Annotated in this window: 20 protein-coding genes and 1 riboswitch; of the genes, 4 read left to right on the forward strand and 16 right to left on the reverse strand. The window is 58.3% G+C overall.

Annotated features, from left to right (window positions below):
* Positions 1 to 42: 42 nt before the first annotated feature.
* Positions 43 to 1,719, reverse strand: coding sequence for a 30S ribosomal protein S1 (gene rpsA / locus Q0903_RS01480; protein WP_299024382.1), 1,677 nt, complete (start codon positions 1,717 to 1,719; stop codon positions 43 to 45).
* A 392-nt stretch (positions 1,720 to 2,111) separates the two neighbouring features.
* On the opposite strand from rpsA, the gene Q0903_RS01485 reads away from it, so the two are divergent.
* Positions 2,112 to 3,506, forward strand: a complete 1,395-nt coding sequence (locus Q0903_RS01485; protein ID WP_299412197.1) for a hypothetical protein — start codon at positions 2,112 to 2,114, stop codon at positions 3,504 to 3,506.
* A 453-nt stretch (positions 3,507 to 3,959) separates the two neighbouring features.
* The gene (gene hemN, locus Q0903_RS01490; RefSeq protein WP_299412200.1) at positions 3,960 to 5,309 is read left to right on the forward strand and encodes an oxygen-independent coproporphyrinogen III oxidase; all 1,350 of its coding nucleotides are present in this window, start codon (positions 3,960 to 3,962) and stop codon (positions 5,307 to 5,309) included.
* 46 nt (positions 5,310 to 5,355) lie between these two features.
* Here hemN and Q0903_RS01495 read toward each other — a convergent pair whose 3' ends face one another.
* The 5 genes from Q0903_RS01495 to Q0903_RS01515 form a co-directional block, all read right to left on the reverse strand.
* A complete protein-coding gene (locus Q0903_RS01495; RefSeq protein WP_299412202.1) occupies positions 5,356 to 5,733 on the reverse strand; it encodes a rhodanese-like domain-containing protein in 378 nt (125 codons plus the stop codon).
* 52 nt (positions 5,734 to 5,785) lie between these two features.
* Positions 5,786 to 6,340 (reverse strand): hypothetical protein, encoded by a 555-nt coding sequence (locus Q0903_RS01500; protein WP_299412204.1) that lies wholly within the window; start codon positions 6,338 to 6,340, stop codon positions 5,786 to 5,788.
* A 90-nt stretch (positions 6,341 to 6,430) separates the two neighbouring features.
* On the reverse strand, positions 6,431 to 7,045 hold the full coding sequence (locus tag Q0903_RS01505) for a d(CMP) kinase (protein WP_299024391.1): 615 nt from the start codon (positions 7,043 to 7,045) through the stop codon (positions 6,431 to 6,433).
* Positions 7,046 to 7,057: 12 nt separating this feature from the next.
* On the reverse strand, positions 7,058 to 8,410 hold the full coding sequence (aroA, locus tag Q0903_RS01510) for a 3-phosphoshikimate 1-carboxyvinyltransferase (protein WP_299414446.1): 1,353 nt from the start codon (positions 8,408 to 8,410) through the stop codon (positions 7,058 to 7,060).
* A gap of 164 nt (positions 8,411 to 8,574) precedes the next feature.
* Entirely contained in the window at positions 8,575 to 9,276 is a 702-nt protein-coding gene (locus Q0903_RS01515; RefSeq protein ID WP_299412207.1) for a tRNA (guanine(46)-N(7))-methyltransferase TrmB, read from the reverse strand.
* A 126-nt stretch (positions 9,277 to 9,402) separates the two neighbouring features.
* On the opposite strand from Q0903_RS01515, the gene Q0903_RS01520 reads away from it, so the two are divergent.
* Positions 9,403 to 10,227, forward strand: a complete 825-nt coding sequence (locus Q0903_RS01520) for a response regulator (RefSeq protein ID WP_299412210.1) — start codon at positions 9,403 to 9,405, stop codon at positions 10,225 to 10,227.
* A 22-nt stretch (positions 10,228 to 10,249) separates the two neighbouring features.
* On the opposite strand, the gene metK is transcribed toward Q0903_RS01520, so the two are convergent.
* From metK to miaB, 8 genes are all read right to left on the reverse strand, one after another.
* Positions 10,250 to 11,431, reverse strand: coding sequence for a methionine adenosyltransferase (metK, locus tag Q0903_RS01525; RefSeq protein WP_299024397.1), 1,182 nt, complete (start codon positions 11,429 to 11,431; stop codon positions 10,250 to 10,252).
* A gap of 5 nt (positions 11,432 to 11,436) precedes the next feature.
* Positions 11,437 to 11,485, reverse strand: a riboswitch (SAM-SAH riboswitch).
* An 80-nt stretch (positions 11,486 to 11,565) separates the two neighbouring features.
* Positions 11,566 to 13,038: an apolipoprotein N-acyltransferase gene (lnt, locus tag Q0903_RS01530; protein ID WP_299412213.1), complete on the reverse strand. Its 1,473-nt coding sequence runs from the start codon at positions 13,036 to 13,038 to the stop codon at positions 11,566 to 11,568.
* Entirely contained in the window at positions 13,035 to 13,943 is a 909-nt protein-coding gene (locus tag Q0903_RS01535) for a hemolysin family protein (protein ID WP_299024401.1), read from the reverse strand. Before Q0903_RS01535 ends, lnt begins: the two co-directional genes overlap by 4 nt.
* 27 nt (positions 13,944 to 13,970) lie before the next feature.
* Positions 13,971 to 14,498, reverse strand: a complete 528-nt coding sequence (ybeY, locus tag Q0903_RS01540; protein ID WP_299412216.1) for an rRNA maturation RNase YbeY — start codon at positions 14,496 to 14,498, stop codon at positions 13,971 to 13,973.
* Positions 14,499 to 14,503: 5 nt separating this feature from the next.
* Positions 14,504 to 15,529, reverse strand: coding sequence for a PhoH family protein (locus Q0903_RS01545; RefSeq protein WP_299412219.1), 1,026 nt, complete (start codon positions 15,527 to 15,529; stop codon positions 14,504 to 14,506).
* A 131-nt stretch (positions 15,530 to 15,660) separates the two neighbouring features.
* The gene (locus tag Q0903_RS01550; RefSeq protein ID WP_299024408.1) at positions 15,661 to 15,981 is read right to left on the reverse strand and encodes a hypothetical protein; all 321 of its coding nucleotides are present in this window, start codon (positions 15,979 to 15,981) and stop codon (positions 15,661 to 15,663) included.
* A gap of 12 nt (positions 15,982 to 15,993) precedes the next feature.
* Positions 15,994 to 16,509, reverse strand: coding sequence for an OmpA family protein (locus Q0903_RS01555; protein ID WP_299027642.1), 516 nt, complete (start codon positions 16,507 to 16,509; stop codon positions 15,994 to 15,996).
* A gap of 323 nt (positions 16,510 to 16,832) precedes the next feature.
* Entirely contained in the window at positions 16,833 to 18,149 is a 1,317-nt protein-coding gene (gene miaB, locus Q0903_RS01560) for a tRNA (N6-isopentenyl adenosine(37)-C2)-methylthiotransferase MiaB (protein WP_299024410.1), read from the reverse strand.
* A 137-nt stretch (positions 18,150 to 18,286) separates the two neighbouring features.
* Here miaB and Q0903_RS01565 point away from each other — a divergent pair, with 137 nt between their 5' ends.
* Complete coding sequence (locus Q0903_RS01565) at positions 18,287 to 19,156, forward strand: glycosyltransferase family 2 protein (RefSeq protein ID WP_299412223.1); 870 nt, start codon at positions 18,287 to 18,289, stop codon at positions 19,154 to 19,156.
* A 4-nt stretch (positions 19,157 to 19,160) separates the two neighbouring features.
* Here Q0903_RS01565 and Q0903_RS01570 read toward each other — a convergent pair whose 3' ends face one another.
* Together Q0903_RS01570 and Q0903_RS01575 are read right to left on the reverse strand one after the other, a co-directional pair.
* A complete protein-coding gene (locus Q0903_RS01570) occupies positions 19,161 to 20,534 on the reverse strand; it encodes a sensor histidine kinase (RefSeq protein ID WP_299412225.1) in 1,374 nt (457 codons plus the stop codon).
* Entirely contained in the window at positions 20,531 to 21,205 is a 675-nt protein-coding gene (locus Q0903_RS01575; RefSeq protein WP_299412227.1) for a response regulator transcription factor, read from the reverse strand. The genes Q0903_RS01570 and Q0903_RS01575 overlap by 4 nt, the downstream gene beginning before the upstream one ends.
* Between the last annotated feature and the right edge of the window lie 84 nt (positions 21,206 to 21,289).

Raw genomic sequence — 21,289 nt, forward strand, 5'->3', positions numbered from 1 at the left:
CGCAGGGCCTTTTGATATCTTCACTGCCTTTCGGCACTTCTATCAATCGTCGCTGGTTTTCAGCGCGGCACCAAGAATGTCGCCCAGTGATGCGCCCGAATCGGAGGAGCCATACTGCTCGACGGCTTCTTTCTCTTCAGCGATTTCACGCGCTTTGATCGAGACGCCCAGACGGTGTGCTTTTGTGTCGACATTGGTGATGCGCACATCAACCTTGTCACCCACAGAGAAACGCTCGGGGCGCTGCTCGGCACGGTCGCGGGACAGATCGGAGCGGCGAATGAAGGCTTTCATGCCTTCATATTCCACTTCGATGCCACCGTCTTCGATGGAGGTCACAGCCACAGTCACAACAGAGCCGCGCTTCACGCCGCCCACTGCTTCTGCAAACTTGTCGCCGCCCACGCCTTTGATGGAGAGCGAGATACGCTCTTTCTCGACGTCGACTTCGGAGACAACTGCCTGAACCATGTCGCCTTTGCGGTAGTCCTGAATGGCCTCTTCGCCGCGCTGGTCCCATGAGAGATCAGAGAGGTGAACCATGCCGTCGATGTCGCCGGGAAGACCAACAAACAGACCGAATTCGGTGATGTTTTTGACTTCGCCTTCAACTTCGGTACCTTCAGGGTGTGTTTCTGCAAACACTTCCCACGGGTTGCGCATGGTCTGCTTGAGACCAAGGGAAACGCGACGCTTGGCGCCATCGATTTCCAGAACCATGACTTCGACTTCCTGAGACGTAGACACGATCTTGCCGGGGTGTACGTTCTTTTTGGTCCAGGACATCTCGGAGACGTGAACCAGACCTTCAACACCTGGCTCCAGCTCAACAAAGGCGCCGTAATCGGTGATGTTGGTCACGCGGCCAGTGTGCGAGGATTCCAGTGGGTACTTGGCAGCAACCAGATCCCATGGATCTTCTTGCAACTGCTTCATGCCGAGGGAGATGCGGTGTGTCTCTTTGTTGATCTTGATCACCTGCACCTTGATCGTTTCGCCGATGGCGAGGATCTCGGATGGGTGGTTCACACGGCGCCATGCCATGTCTGTCACGTGCAACAAGCCGTCTACGCCGCCAAGGTCCACGAACGCACCATATTCGGTGATGTTCTTGACCACGCCGTCAACTTCTTGGCCCTCGGTGAGGTTGCCAATGACTTCGGCGCGCTGTTCGGCACGGGACTCTTCGAGGATCGCACGACGCGATACAACGATGTTACCACGGCGACGGTCCATTTTCAGAACCTGGAACGGCTGCTTGAGACCCATCAACGGGCCTGCATCGCGCACGGGGCGCACATCAACCTGCGAGCCGGGCAGGAACGCAACCGCGCCGCCAAGATCCACAGTAAAGCCACCTTTGACGCGACCAAAGATTGCGCCTTCGACGCGCTCTTCTGCTGCGTAGGCTTTCTCCAGACGGTCCCATGCTTCTTCACGGCGCGCCATCTCACGAGAGATAACCGCTTCGCCGCGAGAGTTCTCTACCTGACGCAGGAACACTTCGACTTCGTCGCCGACAGCAATTTTGGGAGCTTCGCCGGGATCGGCAAATTCTTTAAGCTCGACGCGGCCTTCCATCTTGTAGCCTACGTCGATAATGGCTTGGCCCGCTTCAATCGCGATCACCTTGCCTTTGACAACAGAACCCTCTTCGGGTGTGTCCATTTCGAAGCTTTCGTTCAAGAGTGCTTCAAACTCGTCCATCATATTCGCCATGTAGCGTATCGTATCCTTATAAAGTGTTTTCTGGCCGTGCGGTTGTCTCCGCCGGTCTTGGGTGAGCATTGGCCTGCGGGGTGGTGTTCCGGTCGGGATAAAGAAAGAGGGCCGGAAGACTCCGACCCCTGTATTAGATATCTCGCCCGAAGCCTGTTATCGCCCCTTAGACAAGCGCGCGTATAGGCCAAAGAGGCACTGCGCGCAAGCGATTTGGCCCCTTCTTATGCGGCATATACCCGCCTGCGGCCAAATCCGGCTTTCAACAATAACCCGCAACTAACCCTATTGTTGCCACGATCTGCCCCACTCATGCCCGAAACATAGTCCAAAAAGATTCAAATTGTTTTGATCGGCGCGGTCCAGCGCCACCATATTGAAGGATAGACAATATGCTTGCTGTTGGAATTATCGCGATGCTCTCGCTTGGGTTGGTCGGAATTATGGGTGGTAGTGACGATGGAGACATTGAGCCGCAGGACCAGACAAACGACGAAATGCTGGAGCCAGAAACGGAGGCCGAAGCCGATCCAGTGACGCAAGCGCCCGTCACTGAAACACCTGTCGCTGGCGAAGAAGAAACCGAGACGCCCGTTACCGAAGCGCCTGACACCACCGCGCCGGATAGCGAAGACGAGGAGATTGCCGAGCCCGTAAGCTATTCCCCGCCCCCCGATTTGCCGATTCCTGTCCTGTCTCTTGATGAAATGGTAACAGTTGTGACGCTCGACGGTGGCACGCTAAGTGATGATGCTGTTTTGGTCGAAGGTCCTGAAACAGGAGAAAACCAAGACCGATCCTACATTGTCGAGCCTCCAGAAGATCTGCATGTCATTGATCTGGGGTATGACGCCGACACGACCTTTGCCGTAACCCCGAACGAGGACACCGCGTTGGTTATTGCCGCGCTGAATACCAATATTGCGGGCGGTGAGAGCGTCATCGTTTCGAGCACCGAAGATAAGGTGGACGGGGGCGGAAACGTCTTTTCAGAGACCGTGATTTCCAAAGAATACGCCAATAACGTGGATATTGTAATCAATATCGACCAGTCGCAGGTGGGCAGCCATGTCACCGAGATAGACCTGTCAAACCCCGCAGATTCGCTTCACTTCGAATTCACGAATCTCAGAGGCTTTATGCACCTGATTACCAACGAGGTAGAGAGCGCAGACACAGGCGACAGCCTGACCGATACCACACGGACGCTTTATGTGATCGAAACACCATTGGACGTGCGCTATCTGTCTGCGAACGAAATCAGCCGTATCATTGATGGCGATGGCGCTGTCGACAGCCAGACCAAACTGGTGGCCGAAGTGCATCTGGGCACCTCCAGCCTAACACAGGTAGGTGGCACCAACGGCACGCCTGTGACGTCACAGACTATTGTCGATTTCACCAATGACGACCCCGACATCAGCACTAATTTTTATTGGGCCTCAGAGGGTGAACATGATGGTGAGGATGTAACGCAAGAGGCCAGACCAGTGGCGCAGACCGGTGATATCATTCAATCCGAAACAGCCGATCAGACCGATCAGGGCCAGACCAGCACGCCTGTCGTCGTACCGACAGCGCCCAGCACGCCGACAACGACACCTGTCGTTCAAGTAGAGACCACAAGCCCTTCGGCTGACGAAACGCCGACCACCGGATCACCTTTGACGTCAGAGGAGGTGACCCAGAACGAGATTGATCGGGCATTTGATATGTGGGATCGCGCCAACGACAATCTGAGCGGGGTGGATATTCCGCGGACCAACCTGCCCTCCTTTCTGACCTAACGGTTCAGTCCGTCTTTTGAAGGCCGCTTTTTTATCGGGTCTGAAGCGCTCTTTTCGGGGTGCTTCAGGCCCGTTCGGCGATTCTGCTTTGTTTTTTCTTTCCTATTGGCGCCCGAGGTCAGTTGGGGTGCCTTGCGCCGCGAAGGTGCTTGGATCGCTGGTTGTTTGCGTCTCTAAATAGCTGCTGCCCCCATTTCGGTTCTTGGTAACACGCAGGCGTCCGTTCAGGAATTTGGCGGTGATGGTTCACGAGTGCCGTGACGCTTTCGCCCTTTTGCGAACTTTGATCTGGGTCAAAGCGCGAATGATGCGTTTTTGTAGATTGAGGTCAGTCGCGCAGTTCTCTTCCTGTTTGGAATTACTCCCGTTCCAAAGGGTGGAGGGCTGCAAGACAAACCACTCAAGGCGCCTCTGGCTGCTGCCTTCACCCCTTCGGACCCAAAGGACTGCATGATGGACCCTGTGATAGACCGCTATGCCAGCCGCGCCACGCCGCGCTATACCAGTTACCCCACTGCGCCACATTTCGAGAAAGATTTTGCCGAAACGCGGTATCGCGAGTGGTTGTCGGATCTGGATGTTGAGGCCCCCGTCTCGCTTTATCTGCATGTGCCTTTCTGCCGCCAGATGTGCTGGTACTGCGGGTGCAACATGAAGCTGGCCTCGAAATACGCGCCTGTGGCCGCTTATGCACAGACATTACGCCGCGAAATTGCGCTGACAGCAGATGCGCTGCCTGCGCGCATGACCGTATCGCATTTGCACTGGGGCGGCGGCACGCCCACCGCCCTCAGCCCTGATGATCTGGAAGCCTTGATGAACGAGGTGCGCGCGCGCTGGAATTTCGCCCCTGACGCCGAGATCGCGATCGAGAGCGATCCGCGCACGCTGACGCCCGAGATGGCCGCACGCATTGGTGCGCTGGGGTTCACCCGCGCCAGCTTTGGCGTGCAGGAATTTGATATGAAGGTGCAAAAGGCGATCAACCGCATCCAGCCGCCAGCAATGGTGCGCACATCGGTTGATCAACTACGCGCGGCAGGCGTTTCCGGCATCAACTTTGATCTGATCTATGGCCTGCCCTTCCAGACGGTGGACAGCCTTGTTGAAACCGTAAAGCTTAGTGCAGCCATGCGCCCTGACCGGATCGCGCTGTTTGGCTATGCGCATGTGCCGTGGATGGCCAAGAACCAACGGATGATCCCCGAAGACAGCCTGCCCGATGCCAGCGCGCGCAAGGCCCAAGCAGATGCCGCCGCCGAGGCCCTGCTGGCCGAAGGTTATGTGGCGATTGGTCTGGACCACTTTGCCCTGCCCGAAGATGATCTGGCGGCAGCAGCGCGCAACGGGGAGCTGCGGCGCAACTTCCAAGGCTATACCACAGACCGCGCCGAGACGATGATCGGCATGGGGGCCACATCTATCGGGCGCACACCATCAGGGTATTTTCAGAACATCGCCGAAACGGGCGCATGGTCGCGCGCCGTCGAGGCGGGGCAATTGCCCGTCGCCAAAGGTCTGCCCTTTGTCCATGAAGACCGTTTGCGCGCCCAAGTGATCGAGCGATTGATGTGTGACGGGCATGTAGATCCGAACGCGTTAGGCCGCGCCCATGGCGCCGCTGACGGCTGGTGGTCCGATGCCTTTGATCCACTGGAGCAAATGCAGGCAGACGGCCTGCTAACGCTAACGGAGGGCAAAGTCGTCATGACAGATATGGGCCGCCCGCTGGTGCGGATTGCAGCCTCTGCCTTTGATGCCTATCTGGCCAAAAGCGACGCGCGCCACTCCGTTGCTGTCTAGCGAAATTACCCCCCGAACGGTTTTGGCCTTTGCGGGGGCCTTTCACTCAGCTTTCAGTCGGGCCGCCTGCTTGTTTCCACGCACTGAACCCGCCGATATTGGTTACATTGGCAAAGCCCATGTCCTTGAGGGTTTTACCTGCCAATGCGGCCTGCCCGCCTGCACCACAAATCAGATAGTACTCGGCATTTTTGTCAAAGACCGGATTATACATCGCTTCGACTGCCGGATCGGCGCGAAATTCGATCATGCCGCGTGGCACACGGTGTGCGCCCGCAATTGTGCCGCTCTCGGCGATGGCGGCACTGTCACGCACGTCGATAAACACGCCCTGCCCTGCGGCATGTCTGGCAATTGCGGCAGGGGCGTCCATCTTTGGCACATCCGCGTTTGCAGCATCCATATAGTCTTTTGCGGTTTTCATTCCGGGTGTCCTTGTGAGAAAGTTGGAGTGTGCAGATGTAGCGCAGATCGCGCTAGAGCGCCTCACCCTTTTTCTTTAGCTCCTCGAACAGTTCGCGGTAGATGCCATTGGAATCCCCCCCGCCAAACACCTGCGCCCCGCCCGAGTATGTCTGCCCATAGCTGCGCGCCACATTCACTGTTTGCACCAACGCACTGATAAGCTGGTCGCGCTCCAACGGCGACAGCGGGTGGATGAATACCCCCCACAACCGCCCGTTTGCCACCGCATAACGCGCATCAAGTGCCGTGTCGAAATTAGCCTGCATCATGCGCAGCAAATCCTGCGCGCTGAGCCCTTCTGCACTGGCGATAGGTACCATGGCGCGCATCCTGTCCGCGCCTGCATCCGCGACAATCATCACGGGAATACCGTCGATGTTAAACTGCAAGGTCGGCCCTTGGGCCACCACATCGGCATCAAGTGCCGTGATGATCCCTGCCAACCGCTCCAGCGTCATTGGCGGTTCGGCCACTTGCGGTTCGGCCAGATCAGGTACAGGAACTGCCTGCTGCGCCAAAAGGGGCAAAGGGCACAGCATCAAGGCAAGGGTAAGGGCGCGGAACATGGCAAGTCTCCTTGTTAAGACCCCAAGCTTAGCAATCCCGCGCCAAAACGCGATACACCCTTTGGTGAGCACTGTTACGCAATTCGCGGCTTAGTTGCGCGCTGCCTCTACCGCTGCAATCGCAGCAGCGATGGCCTGTTCAATCGACAGATCGGACGTGTCGATCACTGTGGCTTGCGCTGCGGGGCGCAGAGGTGCTTCCGCCCGCTCCATGTCGCGGGCATCACGGGCCTGAACATCAGCCAGAACCTGATCATAGCTGTCCGTATTTCCCTTGGCCGACAGCTCTTCAAAACGCCGCTTTGCGCGCACGGGAGCACTGGCCGTGACAAACAGTTTCGCATCCGCCTCGGGGCAGATCACGGTGCCGATATCGCGCCCGTCAAGAACCGCACCGCCACTACGCGCGGCGAATGTGCGCTGAAAGTCCAGCAAAGCTGCACGGACACCGGCAATCACAGCCACTTTGCTGGCCGCTTGGGCCACATCGGGGGTCCGCAGGCTGTCATCCTCCAGATCATCCGGCAAAAGGGTCTGCGCCGCGTGCACAGGCTCGGTCCCTGCCAGCACCTTGGCGCCCACCGCGCGGTAGAGCAGCCCTGTGTCCAGATGCGCGAACCCGAAATGCGCCGCGACCGCTTTGGAGACCGTGCCCTTGCCTGCAGCTGCCGGCCCGTCAATGGCGACTGTAAATCCTGTGCTCATCTTCACACTCCCTCAGACCTGATCGCGGCTAACAGACGCGCCGAGGTCCGCCATCAATTGCTCGAAGATAGGAAAGGACGTGGCGATGGGGCCGCCATCATCCACCCGTACAGGCCTGTTGGCGGCCATGCCCAAGATCAGAAATGACATGGCGATACGGTGATCAAGCTGGCTGGCGCACAGACCGCCCCCCGCCACATTGCCGTGGCCCGCGCCAGTGACCGTCCACCAATCCTCACCTTCAGCCACTTCAATGCCATTGGCCCGCAATCCTTTGGCCATCGCATCAATCCTGTCACTCTCCTTGACGCGCAGTTCGCGCACCCCGCGCATGACGGTATCGCCTTTCGCGTAAGACGCCACGACGCTGAGTACAGGATATTCGTCAATCATGCTGGCCGCTCGCGCAGGTGGCACTTCGATGCCCTTCATGTCAGGCGAATAGCGCGCACGCAGGTCCGCCACAGGCTCGCCACCTTCCTCACGCGCATTTTCATAGACCAGATCGGCACCCATTTCGCGCAGTGTAGTAAACAGGCCCGCGCGCGTCGGGTTCAGCCCGATGCCAGGCACCAATACATCTGACCCAGGCACGATCAGCGCCGCACAAACCGGAAATGCGGCCGAGCTTGGATCGCGCGGGACTTCGATATGCTGTGCACGCAGCTCCGGCTGGCCTGTTAGCGTAATTTCGCGCCCCTCTTCGGTATCGCGCACCGAGACTTCGGCACCAAATCCCTCAAGCATACGCTCGGTATGGTCGCGGGTCGCTTCCTTTTCGATCACCACTGTCTGACCGGGGGCGTTCAGCCCTGCCAGCAATACTGCAGATTTCACCTGCGCCGAAGGCACAGGTACAGCGTAGCGCACAGGCACAGGCGCACGGGCCCCAACCAGCGTCATGGGCAAACGCCCGCCGCTGCGACCCACTGCCTGACACCCGAACGCCGCCAGCGGGTCCGTTACCCGCGCCATAGGTCTGCCATTCAGGCTCGCGTCGCCGGAAAAGGTCGCGGTGATCGGTTGGGTCGCCATAGCGCCCATAATCAACCGCACACCCGTACCGGAATTACCGCAGTCAATCACGCCATCGGGCTCCGCGAATCCCCCGACACCCACACCCTGCACCGACCAACGTCCGCCGCCATGCTCTGTCACCTGCGCGCCAAAGGCCCGCATAGCAGCGGCTGTATCCAGTACATCCTGCCCTTCCAGCAAACCGGTGATCGTCGTTTCACCCACACACATTGCCCCCAGAATAAGCGAACGATGCGAGATTGATTTATCACCCGGCACATCTGCGATGCCTTTCAACGGCCCGCAGGCAGTTGACGTCATTGGAATTGGATCACCATGGCCCGACATGTTAGCGCCCTCACTACAAATTCTAAGGCTTTCTAGACCAGCCTTCATACCCCGTCCATGACCCTATCTCTCTTGGCCACAAATCCTCTGGGGAGTTTGAGGGGCAAAGCCCCTCATCAGCAAAATAAAATCGAATGCGCGCAAGCGCTCCTTTTGCTCGGGGCTTACAGCCGCCGGAAGGTCAGGTAATGCGGCACACGCCCCTCGCGCAGGGCTTTTTGCTCGTAGCGGGTAGAATACCAGTCATCCCACGGTTTGCGCCAGTCATCAGGGCCTTCGGCCAACCATTCAAATCCATAGCGCGGCACTTCTTCCAGCGTTTGGCGTACGTAATCTTCAATATCCGTCGCCACGCGGAAAATCGCCCCCTGTTTCAGAACGCGGTGCAGCGGTACGAGGTGTTCTTCGGTCACGAAGCGGCGGCGGTGGTGGCGGGTTTTGGGCCACGGATCGGGATACAGCAAAAAAGCCCGCGAGATGCTCTGTTCTGGCAGGACATCAAAGATATCGCGCGCGTCACCGGGGTGAACCTTAATGTTTTGCACCTCTGCGCGGCGGATTTTACCCAACAGCATGGCAACACCATTAATGTAGGGCTCACAGCCTATGATACCTGTTTCAGAATTCAGCGCCGCCTGATGGACCATATGCTCGCCGCCGCCAAAGCCGACCTCAAGCCAGACAGGTTTGCCCCCAAACATCGCGTCCATATCCAGCGGGATGCGTTGCGGGTTTGCATCCCAATCCACAGCACCTGGCGACAGGGCAGCAAGGTCCTCCTCCAGATAGTCCTTTTGGGACTGTTTGAGGTTGTGGCCCTTGAGGCGACCATAAAAATTTCGGCGGGGTTTGACGGGTGTGTTCATGGCGCTGGATTTAGCGAGGTTCGCGCAGGGCTGCAATACATGTGCAGAGGCGGACGCACAGCGCTCACAGATCGTTAAGACTGTTTGCGTTACACCAGCACCTGTACCGCGTGACAGGAGCACCGCATGAGCCATTTCACAAAAATCCAAACCAGCGCCCAGCAGCAGGCCGCAGCGGCACCGGAATTTGCCAGCATTCTTATCGTGGATGACCAGCGGTTCGACCGCAAGCGGCTCAAAAACATGTGCCAGTCTTTTAGTTTCAACACCCATGTGGCCGAAGCGGATTCACTGGCGGAGATGCGGGATAAACTCAAAAAAGACCGCTTTGATCTTGTCTTGCTTGATTACCATCTGGCCGACGGTACCGGCATTGAAGGGGTTGATTGCATTCGTGCCGACAGCGTCAACAGCACCGCCGCCGTGGTCATGATTACAGGAACCGAACAAAAAGATGTTGCCATTCAGGCGCTGAAATCGGGCTTCAGCGATTATCTGACCAAAGACGAGCTGAGCGAGGAGTCTCTGGCCCGCACGGCAATCACCGCTTTGCAAAAATCGCAACTGTCGCGTGGAATGCAGATCAGCACGTCACAGCGCAACACCATGCACGCCTCACTGCAGAGCTTTTCACGTGAATGCGCGCAAGATATCAAACCCATTGTCAGCAGGATGATGCGGCAGATGCGCGAACTGCGCGAGATCGAAAATATCAGCCCCCAAGACGCGACCAGCCGCATTCAACGGGTTGAAGGGTCACTGCGCAGGTTATGGGCCTTTTTGGATGATCTTGACCAGCTTGCCGCGCAAGGCGGTCCAACAGGGCCAAGCGTGTCAGGGCAACGCGGCAGCAGTGCTACAAGCATCAACATGCGCGTCCCTTCGGAGCGCCCGCTAAAATCCCCTACAAAAGCAAAACCGCCGTCGATTTTTCGACGGCGGCCAGACTAGATCACGATGGATAACGCGTGGGTTACAGCGCCGCTTTCAGGGCCGCAGCCAGATCGGTCTGCTCCCAGCTGAAACCGCCATCCGCTTCTGGCGCGCGGCCAAAATGCCCGTAAGCTGCCGTGCGCTGGTAGATCGGCTTGTTCAGTTGCAGGTGGTTGCGGATGCCACGTGGTGTCAAATCAATCACCTGACCAATGGCCCGCTCGATCGCTTCGGGGTCTACTTCGCCCGTGCCAAACGTATCGCAATAGATTGAAAGCGGCTTGCTAACGCCAATCGCATAGCTCAGCTGGATCGTGCATTTGGACGCCATCCCCGCAGCAACCACGTTTTTCGCCAGATAGCGCGCAACATAAGCAGCCGAACGGTCAACTTTGGTCGGGTCTTTGCCAGAGAACGCACCGCCGCCATGCGGCGCCGCCCCGCCATAGGTATCGACAATAATTTTGCGGCCAGTCAGGCCAGCATCGCCATCAGGTCCGCCGATGACGAAAGTGCCTGTGGGGTTCACCCACCATTCGGTCGCGTCTGAAATCCAGCCATCGGGCAGCACTTCGCGGATATAAGGTTCTACGATATCGCGGATATCAGCGCTGGTTTGGGCCTCGTCCGCGTGCTGGGTGCTTAGCACAATAGATGTCACGCCGACGGGTTTCCCGTCTTCATATCGTACCGACAGCTGCGATTTCGCATCGGGGCGCAATGTAGGTTCCGAGCCGTCTTTACGCACCTCGGCAAGCCGGCGCAGGATCGCATGAGCGTAGTGGATAGGCGCTGGCATCAGCTCGTCCGTCTCGTTGGTGGCATAGCCGAACATGATGCCCTGATCGCCTGCGCCTTCGTCCTTGTCCGCACCCGCATCAACACCTTGCGCGATATGGGCAGATTGTTCGTGCAGCAGATTGGTGATCTCGACAGTTTCGTGGTGGAACTTATCCTGCTCGTATCCGATATCCTTGATACATGCGCGCGCGATATCTTCGATACGCTCCATATAATCGTGCAGTTTGTCGCGGTCCGACAGACCTACCTCGCCCCCGATCACGACACGGTTCGTGGTCGCGAAGGTTTCAGCAGCGACGCGCGCCTCTGGCTCTTCGGCAATGAAGGCGTCAAGGACGGCATCGCTGATGCGGTCACAGACCTTGTCCGGATGCCCCTCAGAGACGGATTCGGAAGTGAATACATAGGATTTGCGGGACATGTACGTGCTCCAATATAAATAAAGCACCACGTCAGGAAGCCGTTGTGGTGCGTTCGGGACTGATTAGGACGCTGTGCGCAGCGGGTCAATCACTATTCGGGCAGCGTGCGGTGGGGTCGCAGAGCGCGCAACAGCTAGGGTTTTCGCCGCCTGCACAACACCGCCAACCCAAGCAGAATGGTCAAAAGAGCCGTGACAGGCCAATCGCCTGTGCGACTGTAGAGCGTAGGGGCAAGAGGCAGAGGCAATGCAGCATCTATGAATCCGGCCTGCCCCAAGCCGATACTGTCCAACACGCGTCCTGCAGGATCAATCATCGCGGTGATGCCTGTGTTGGCGGCGCGGGCCACAGGCAGACCTTGTTCAATCGCCCGCATCCGCGCTTGGGCCAGATGCTGTTGTGGCCCCGCATAGGTGCCGAACCACGCATCATTGGTGGCATGTATGATGAAATCGGCACGCTCGGGTGCAGCGTTTACGTCATGGGCAAAGACCGCCTCGTAGCAAATAAGTGGCAGTGCGCGGCCAATCGCACCAAGGTCCATCAGCTGCGCGCCTGCCCCGCTGCTGAAACCCACACCGTTTTGCGGGGCCATCCCCACAATGCCAAAGCGGGCGGCAAAATCCCCCAAGGGGACATATTCACCAAACGGCACCAGATGGTGTTTGTCATAGAGCTGGGACACCTCGCCCTGCGGGCCAAGGGTGATAAGGCTGTTGTAATGACGCCCTTCTTCGGTCCGCTGCACACCCAAAACAACAGGTTTCCCCCCCGCCGCCGCACTGATTTCCTGCAGGATCGTCTCGGCGTAAGCGAGGTTCCACGGGATAGCTGTTTCGGGCCAGATAACCGCATCGGGTGGACCAAACGCGGCTGTCGGCGGCGCTGCAGTAAGCTCCAGTTGGCGTGTGTAGAAGATCCCGACCTTTTCGGGGTCCCATTTTTCATGCTGGGGCGCATTGGGTTGAACAAGGCGCAAAACAGTATCCGACAGGGGAGCTGGCGCGCCCTGAGACACAGGCCAGACAAACGGCAACAGCGCCAGAAACGATGCAACCCGCAAAGGCGTTGCCGCCTTCATAGCCACGACAAATGCAAAAGCCACGGCGAAAAGCAAGAAATTCAACCCGTGCGGCCCGACCCATGCCAGCGACTGCCCTGCAAACGTATCAACCATGGCCTGTGCTGGGCTGGCCCACGGAAACCCTGTGAAGATATATGCGCGCGCAAGCTCTACTGCTGTCCAACAGGGGACAAGCACCCACAGCTGCGGCGACAGACGACGCGCGGCCCAAAAGGCAGCCGCCCAGAACAGCGCACCACCAGCAGCCATGAGTACAACGGCAAAGGGCGCCATCCATCCGTGGCGCGCTGCGTCCACCAGAAACGGTGAGACGATCCAGTGCAGCGTGATTGCGAAATAGGCAAACCCTACTCCAAACCCTGCGGCAGCTGCCGCACGCGGAGTCTGGGCGCTGCGGGCAACATAGAAAGCAATCGAAAGGCCCAGCACCATCAGGACCGGAACATCAAACGGGGCTTGGCCCATTGCTGCCACCGCCCCTGCCAGCAGCGCCAAAAGCGCCCCCTTGAGGCGGGGTGTCATGCGGTTGGCGCGCCGTTCATCCGCACCCGCAGCCGTTTGATCCGGCGCGGATCGGCGTCCATCACCTCAAATTCGGGACCATCAGGATGCACGACCACTTCGCCCCGCGCAGGCACACGGCCCGACAGCATAAAGACCAGACCGCCCAGTGTTTCGATCTCTTCCTCATCCACATCGTCGTGATCGGTAAGCGACAGGCCTACTTCGCTCTCGAACTCGGACAGTGGGGTTTTGGCGAGGGCAAGGTACTGGCCGGGTTTTTCCTCGGACCAATAGGTGCCTTCATCCACGTCATGCTCATCCTCGATCTGGCCGATCACCTGTTCGATCAGGTCCTCAATCGTGACCAGACCGTCAACACCGCCGTATTCGTCAATGACCAGCGCCATATGACGCCGCTCTGCCTGCATTTTGGTCAGCAATACGCCAATTGTCATGGAGGGCGGGACATACAGAAGCGGGCGCAGCATTTCTGTCAGATCAAAGTCTTTGGGCGTGCCGTTAAAACCAAAACGCAGCGCCAGATCTTTGAGATGCGCAAGGCCAACGGGCGTATCCAGCGTGCCGTCATAGACGGGCAAACGTGTCAGACCACTGTCTTTGAAGACCGACACAAGCTCATCCATGGTGGAGGTGATGCCTACTGCCACAATATCAGCGGTCGGAACCATGACATCATCCACACGCATGCGGCGCAGATTGCCCATACCTGTGGTGCCGCGATCGCTTTTTGGTGCGGCATCTCGCTGGTCGTCTTGTGTATCCGAGGGGCTGAGCGCGCCTATGACACGGCTGAAAAAGCCGCTCTTTGCCGTCTCACCATCGCCCTGTGGGCTGGTCTCGTCGAGGGAGAGTTGATCCTGCGCGCTTGGCGCTGCGTTAGAAGATCCGTCAGTGTCGCCCATTGGGTCCTGTCTTTGGAAACGGCCGCATCAATGCGTGCCAGTGAGGTACTTGTCGCTATTATATGGGTCATCCCACCCCAGATTACCAAGAATTTCGACCTCCAGCCCCTCCATAAGAGCGGCATCGGCATCTGTTTCATGGTCATAGCCCAATAAATGCAACACACCATGAACAATCAAGTGGGTCAGATGGGCCTCGAAGGGTTTGGATGATTCGGTAGCCTCAGCCGCGCAGGTGTCATAGCTGAGCGCGATATCGCCCAGTTCAAACATACCGTCAAAGCCCTGTTCGGGCGGTGGTGGGGGCGCACCCTCGGCCACAGGGGAAAGCGGTTGGGTCGGCCAGCTAAGAACATTTGTTGGCTGTGGTTTGTTGCGAAATTCAGCGTTGAGGATCGCAATGCGTTTGTCATCACACGCCAAAAGCGTGACCTCGCACACGGCAGGCTCCAGCCCCATGTGGTGCAGCGTGGCCTGAACGGCACGTTCGGCCAGCGGTTGCAGTTCCACCGCGCCCCACACTTCTGCTTCGATGATGACATCCAAGTTAGTCATTTTGCTTAACCGTCGCGGTTCAGGGCGCGTTCGGCTTCGGCCTCATATGCCTCGATGATCGCGGCTACAAGCGGGTGGCGGACCACATCCTTGGAGGTGAAGTAGTTAAAGCTGATCTTGGGGATGGATTTGAGCAACCGCTCGGCATCCGCCAGCCCCGAGGCCTGCCCGCGTGGCAAATCAATCTGCGTGCGGTCGCCCGTAATCACCATACGCGAGCCCTCACCGAGGCGGGTGAGAAACATCTTCATCTGCATGGCGGTGGCATTCTGGGCCTCGTCCAGCACCACAAACGCATTGCTGAGCGTGCGGCCACGCATAAAGGCCAGCGGCGCGATCTCGATTGTCTTCTCCTCGCGGAGCTTCGCCAATTGCTTGCCTGGTAAAAAGTCGTTCAGCGCATCATAGAGCGGCTGCATGTAGGGGTCGATCTTTTCGTCTTGTGTACCGGGGAGAAAGCCCAGACGCTCGCCCGCCTCGACGGCTGGGCGGCTGAGGATGATTTTATCAACCTTGCCTGACAGAAACATCGAGACCCCGACAGCTACAGCCAGATAGGTCTTGCCCGTACCCGCAGGGCCGATGCCGAAGGCCAGTTCGTTATTGAAAAGCGATTCCACATAGGCTTTTTGCGCTTTTGTGCGCGGCTCGACCCGTTTTTTCCGGGTCTGGATTTCGATCCCGCCGCTGATCGGCATCTCGATCTGGTCCCCTGCCCGCACGCCTGTGTCTTTGGCAGACGTACCCATGCGCAGTACCATGTCCACATCCGCAGGCTCCACCGTGCGGCCACCTTCAAGGCGGGCATAAAGCGTTTGCAGCGTTTGTGCCGCAGCTTCGGTCGCTGTCGCCTCGCCCAGCAGCGTCAGAAAATTACCGCGCCGCACGATCTGTATCTCATAGGCCTTTTCGATTGCCGCCAAATGCTGGTCGTAAGGGCCGCACAGATCAATCAGCAGACGGTTGTCTGCGAAATCAAGCACGGGTCCGGGGGGACCAGTTTCAGGCGTGAGCGTATCGGAAGAAGACAAAAGCAGATCCTTTCAGGAGGCAGATTAAATCAGATAGGGCGCGCATAGGGTCAGCGCCAGTGCAGCGATGCAAAAAGGGCCGCAGTGCGATGCACCACGGCCCTTTGAATGTCGTGTATGCAGTGGCAAGATCAGATCGGATCGCCAATAAGGCCGGTTGCACCTTTTTTGAAATCACCCACGGTTTGGGTGGGCGGTGCAACACCAGAGCAGACGGGCTTGCCATATTTGTCCAGACGCGCCGAGAGATACCCTTCGACGCCATCATCGATAATCCAGTGGTCACAGCCGTTTGGATCGACCCAAATACCCGCCTCAAGCTGGCTGAGGTGCTTTTTGTCGATGCCACGGTCAACTGTTTTGTCAGGGCCGTTCTGGCGGACCTGAAAATCTTCGCAAGCCGCAAGGGTGGTCGCAAAAGCAACAAGCGCGGTGATTTTAAGAATGTTCATGTGCTTGTTTCCTCAGCGAATGCAGATGATTTCGACGCGGCGGTTCTTTGCCATGCCAGATGCGGAGCGGTTGGAGGCCGCAGGCTGACGCTCACCATAGCCGCGTACATCGGCGATACGTGCGCCGGATGCTTTCGCGATTTTAGCCACCGAGTTGGCACGGTTCAGCGACAGGCGCATGTTGTATGCGTCAGAGGCGCGGCTGTCTGTGTGGCCGGTGATGATATAGCTGGTGGCTTTTGCTTCGCGGAAGAACTTGTGCAGACGCTGCTGACCATGTTTGGAGACACGTGCACTGTTGGTTGCAAAGAACTGGTCGCTCTGCATCACGCCACAGACATTGCCACGGCGGCAGACCGGAATGCCCTGACGGTTGGTGTGGGGCGTCATATAACCCTCGACGCCGTCATCCATAACCCAGTGCTCACACCCGTCGGGATCAACCCAGATTGTCGGAATGTACTGGCCCTTGTCACGGCCCTGTTGTGATTTCGTCTGCGCGCTGACAGCAGCACCCTGAAGGGCCATCACAGCAACCAATGCGGCCCCTGCGGCGATGCGCAATGTTTTGAAAAGTGTGTTTGCCACAGCTCTTTTCCCTTTTCTGTTCCCCCGAAGCCATGACAAAGCCACAATTGTGCCTTGAAAGCTCCACATTCCTACAGGTTAGGCAAAAGGGCGGGCGGTGGAAAGGACTATGTGTCCATATCTGGTGGGCATAAGGCCGAAAACCGCAATTTCAGGCTAATTATGGTAACTGTTGGTGGTGACGCTGGGGAAATCCCCTTAGCGCCACACACTTATGTGATGATTCTCGTGCTTGGCCGCGACTCACTTCGCCCGTGGGACGTTCAGCGCTGGCGCGCGGTGAGCGAGTTGGTCATTGCGCGGGTGATACGGACGGGCACCACATCACCAATCTGTGCCGTCGCATCCTCGATATGGACAGCGTGCAGATATTCGGATTTGCCTAGCATCTGGCCCTCTTTGCGCCCTGCCTTTTCCACAAGCACCGACAGGTCGCGACCTACCATGCTTTCTTGAATGGCGTATTGCTGGCGGCTGATGAGCGCCTGCAATCGCTGCAAACGATCGTCGGCTTCTGCCGGATCAACCTGCGCGCGCCCTGCGGCAGGTGTGCCAGGGCGGGTCGAATATTTGAAGCTGTAGGCGTAGCCGTAGTTGACCTCTTCCACCAAATCCATCGTCGCCTGGAAATCTTCTTCGGTCTCTTCGGGGAAACCTACGATGAAATCACCCGACATCATGATATCGGGGCGTGCCTCGCGGATACGCTCGATCAGGCGCAGATAGCTCTCGGCTGTGTGGCTGCGGTTCATGCGTTTGAGGATTTTGTCGCTGCCCGACTGAACAGGCAGGTGCAGATAAGGCATCAGCTTGTCCGTGTCCGCATGGGCTGCGATCAGATCGTCGTCCATGTCGTTAGGGTGGCTGGTGGTATAGCGGATACGCTCCAACCCGTCGACCTTTGCAAGCGCACGGACCAGTTGCGCCAGTGTCATGCCGCCGTGGTAGGCGTTTACATTCTGGCCCAGCAAGGTCAGCTCGCGCACGCCGCGCTCGACCAGTTCTTGCGCCTCGCGAATGACTTTTTCAGCAGGGCGAGAGACCTCGGCACCGCGCGTATAGGGCACTACACAAAAGGCGCAGAATTTATCACAGCCTTCTTGCACGGTGAGAAAGGCAGCAGGTGCGCGGCGCGCCTTGGTGCCGCGCCCTTTGAGATGGTTAAATTTATCTTCCTCGGGAAAATCGGTATCGAGCGCGGTTTGGCCTGTGCGCACCCGTGCCTCCATCTGCGGCAGGCGATGGTAGGATTGCGGCCCGACAACCAGATCAACAGCAGGCTGGCGGCGCATGATTTCAGCGCCCTCGGCCTGCGCCACACATCCCGTAACCCCGATCTTCAAATCAGGGTTCAACGCCTTGAGCGGCTTCATCCGCCCCAGTTCGGAATAGACTTTTTCAGCCGCTTTTTCGCGGATATGGCAGGTGTTGAGCAGGATCATATCCGCGTCTTCTGCCGTATCTGTCTGCACATATCCTTCAAGGCTTTCCGCCATGCGTTCGCTATCATAGACGTTCATCTGACAGCCGTAAGTCTTGATAAACAGCTTTTTAGGTGTCTGTGTTTTTGTCTCGGACATGGGGCTACGCCTGACGGTTGCATGGTGGACGGGATGCCGCGCGAACTATCAGTCGTTGCGGCGTCTTGCAATGCACGGCGATTTAACCGATTCTGGGTCAAAACCCAACCAAGCCTATTCGACAGCAGAAAGACCTCATGCGCTATACCTCGCTCGACCAGTTTGTGACCCAGAACCGTGCAGGCCTTGCCCGTGGTCCCATCGCGATTGTGCTGGTAGAGGATGATGTGGAGGTAGACACAACGCTGCGCCACCATTTGCAGACAGGGTTCGCCCATGTGCTGGCCCTGATGCCTGCTTCGTTTGATCTGCCGCGCGATTTACAGGAAACCGTGCACCGCATCGACTATGAAGCATCGCTGGAAGGGGCGACCGAGAACGCGGTCAACACGATCATTGATGCTGCCCCAGGACAGTGGATATTCTACTGCTACAATGCCGAATATCTGTTTTATCCGTTTTGCGAGACACGCGTGATCTCTGAAATGCTGGCGTTTCACACGGAAGAGCGGCGCGATGCTATGCTCACCTATATCATTGATCTTTATTCCGACAATCTGGATGTCCACCCCGATGCCGTATCGCTGGAGCGCGCGCATCTGGACCGCTCGGGCTATTACGCGCTGGCGCGTCCCGACATGGAGAAAGAAGGCCACCCGAAAGAGCGACAGCTGGATTTCTACGGCGGTTTGCGCTGGCGCTACGAAGAACATGTGCCCGCAGCGCGGCGCAAGATTGACCGTATCGCGCTATTCCGCGCCAAAGCGGGGCTGCGTTTGCGCGCCGATCACACCTTCTCGGACGAGGAGTACAATACCTACGCCTGTCCGTGGCACCACAACATCACAGCGACTGTTTGTTCGTTCCGTACCGCCAAGGCGCTGAAATCCAATCCAGGCAGCAAATACGATATTGAAACATTCACATGGCACAACTCTGCCCCGTTCGAGTGGCATTCGCGGCAACTGCTGGATTTGGGGCTGATGGAACCGGGCCAGTGGTTCTGAAGACCTAGCTTTCGCGCTCTGCCAGCGGCAGGGTCAGGCGAAAAGCTGCGCCATCTGGCGGGTCCAAAATCTCTAACCGGCCGTGGTGGTTTTCCATGACCCGTACCGCGATGGGCAGGCCAAGCCCGCTGCCCGGCCCGCCGCCTGCCTGACTGAAACGCCCAATCGCCGCCACATGTTTATCGGGCGGGATGCCGACACCGTTGTCAGACAGGATCAGCGATGCCTGCCGCGCATCACACGACAAATGCAGTTTGATAGAGGTCATATCAGGACCACCGTGTACAACCGCATTGCCAAGCAGGTTCAGCACCGCCTCTTGCAGCATCACCGGATCGGCCATGACGTAGACCGCAGTAGCGGGCAGTACTTGGTCCACTGAAACGGGCGCGCCCTTCTGCTGCGCGTGAAAGGTGCTCACGGCTTGGTGCAGGAGAGGTTTCAGATCAAGGCGGGTCGCGGTCTGGCGCATGTCGCTGCCGCTGGCCCGCTCGAACGACAGCAGCTTGTTGGTCAGCGCACTCGCCTCGCGCGCGGCTTGCACCAGCTCGGCACTGCGGGTTTTGGCGGCGGCGGCGTTAGGGGCGTTTTGCACCGCCTCGGCCAGCGCCAGCACACCCGCGACAGGATTGCGCAACTGGTGGGCAGCGTTTGAGATGAATTCATCCTTGGAGCTGATGCGCCGCGACACGCGGTTCAGGAGTGTATTGAGCGTATTCACCAGCCCCTGCGCTTCAACAGGGACGCGGCGGCGGATCGGCTCCAGTTCGCTCGGGGTGCGGCGCGCGATGGCTTGTTCCAGATCCAGCAGCGGGCGCAGGCCCAGCCCCACGCCAAACCAGACGACAACACCGGCACTGACCACCAAAAAGGCGATCACAGCAAACGAGCGTGTGGCCACCTCGCGCACGAAGGTGCTGCGCACTTGTGCGCTTTGCCAGACGGTGATGTTGAACACACCCGCAACACCGCTGACGACAGACACGTCCTGAAAGCGCAACACACGCACTTCTTCGCCCTGATAACGACCATCATAAAAGAAAGGCTGCGTCAGATCACGGCTGGCTGAATGTGCCAGCACAGGCGGCGTGGAATAGCCCGTCACGAAAACCCCGTCAGGCGCATAGACATGATAGAACAGCTCCCCCCCCGAGGTATCGTTGACCAACCGCCGCGTAGCCGGACTGAGCGCATCGCCGTCCGATACAGCCACATCGCGCGAGATCGCCAATGCTGCGGACAGAAGGCCTCGGTCAAAAATGCTCTCTGCGCGTTGGGTTGTGCTGCGGAACTGCCAAGCACCTGCCACAAGGGCGATTACCAGCAGCGGCGTGAGAATAATCACGATGAGCCGCGCGCGCAGGGAAGTGAACCTCATTCCGCCCTATCCGCAATCATCTGATATCCCAGCCCGCGCCGCGTTCTGATGGTCACGCCATGCGGCCTGAGACGGCTGCGCAGACGCGAGACATAGACCTCGACCACTGTTTCCTCGATATCCGCGCCAGTGCCATAAACGTGGTCCAGCACGCCGTGTTTCGAAACCACACGGCCATCCGCCAGCAGCAGAACCTCGAACACCGAAACCTCGCGGCGCGGCAGGGCAAGCTCGGTGTCATTTGCGAAAAGCTGGCGGGCGCTGGCGTCATATTGCAGAGCGCCGATGCTGCGAAACTGCTGTTGCGGCACAGTGCGGCGGCGCAGCAGCGCACGTACGCGGGCCTCAAGCTCGGCCATTTCGAAGGGTTTGATGAGATAGTCATCGGCCCCCGCATCTAGGCCCTGCACGCGGTCATCAGTTTGCGCGCGCGCGGTCAGCAGGATCACAGGACGCGCATCGCCACGCCTGCGCATCTCGGTCAGCAGGGTCAGCCCGTCGATACCGGGCAGGTTGATATCAAGGATCACCAAATCCGCACCGTCATCGCGCAAAAACTCCTGCGCCTGTGCGCCGTCATGCAGCGCGTCTACTGCGTGGCCCGCATCCTCCAGACGGTAGGTGATGCCTTTGGCAAGGCTGATGTTGTCTTCGACCAGTGTGATGCGCATCCCCTCTTATCCGGCGCTTGCAAGTCTGGTGCAAGGTTCACCAAGCACAACAGGCCCAAGCGCGGGGGCACTGCCATCTGCCGC

The sequence above is a fragment of the uncultured Sulfitobacter sp. genome (genome assembly GCF_947502895.1).
GTDB lineage: Bacteria > Pseudomonadota > Alphaproteobacteria > Rhodobacterales > Rhodobacteraceae > Sulfitobacter.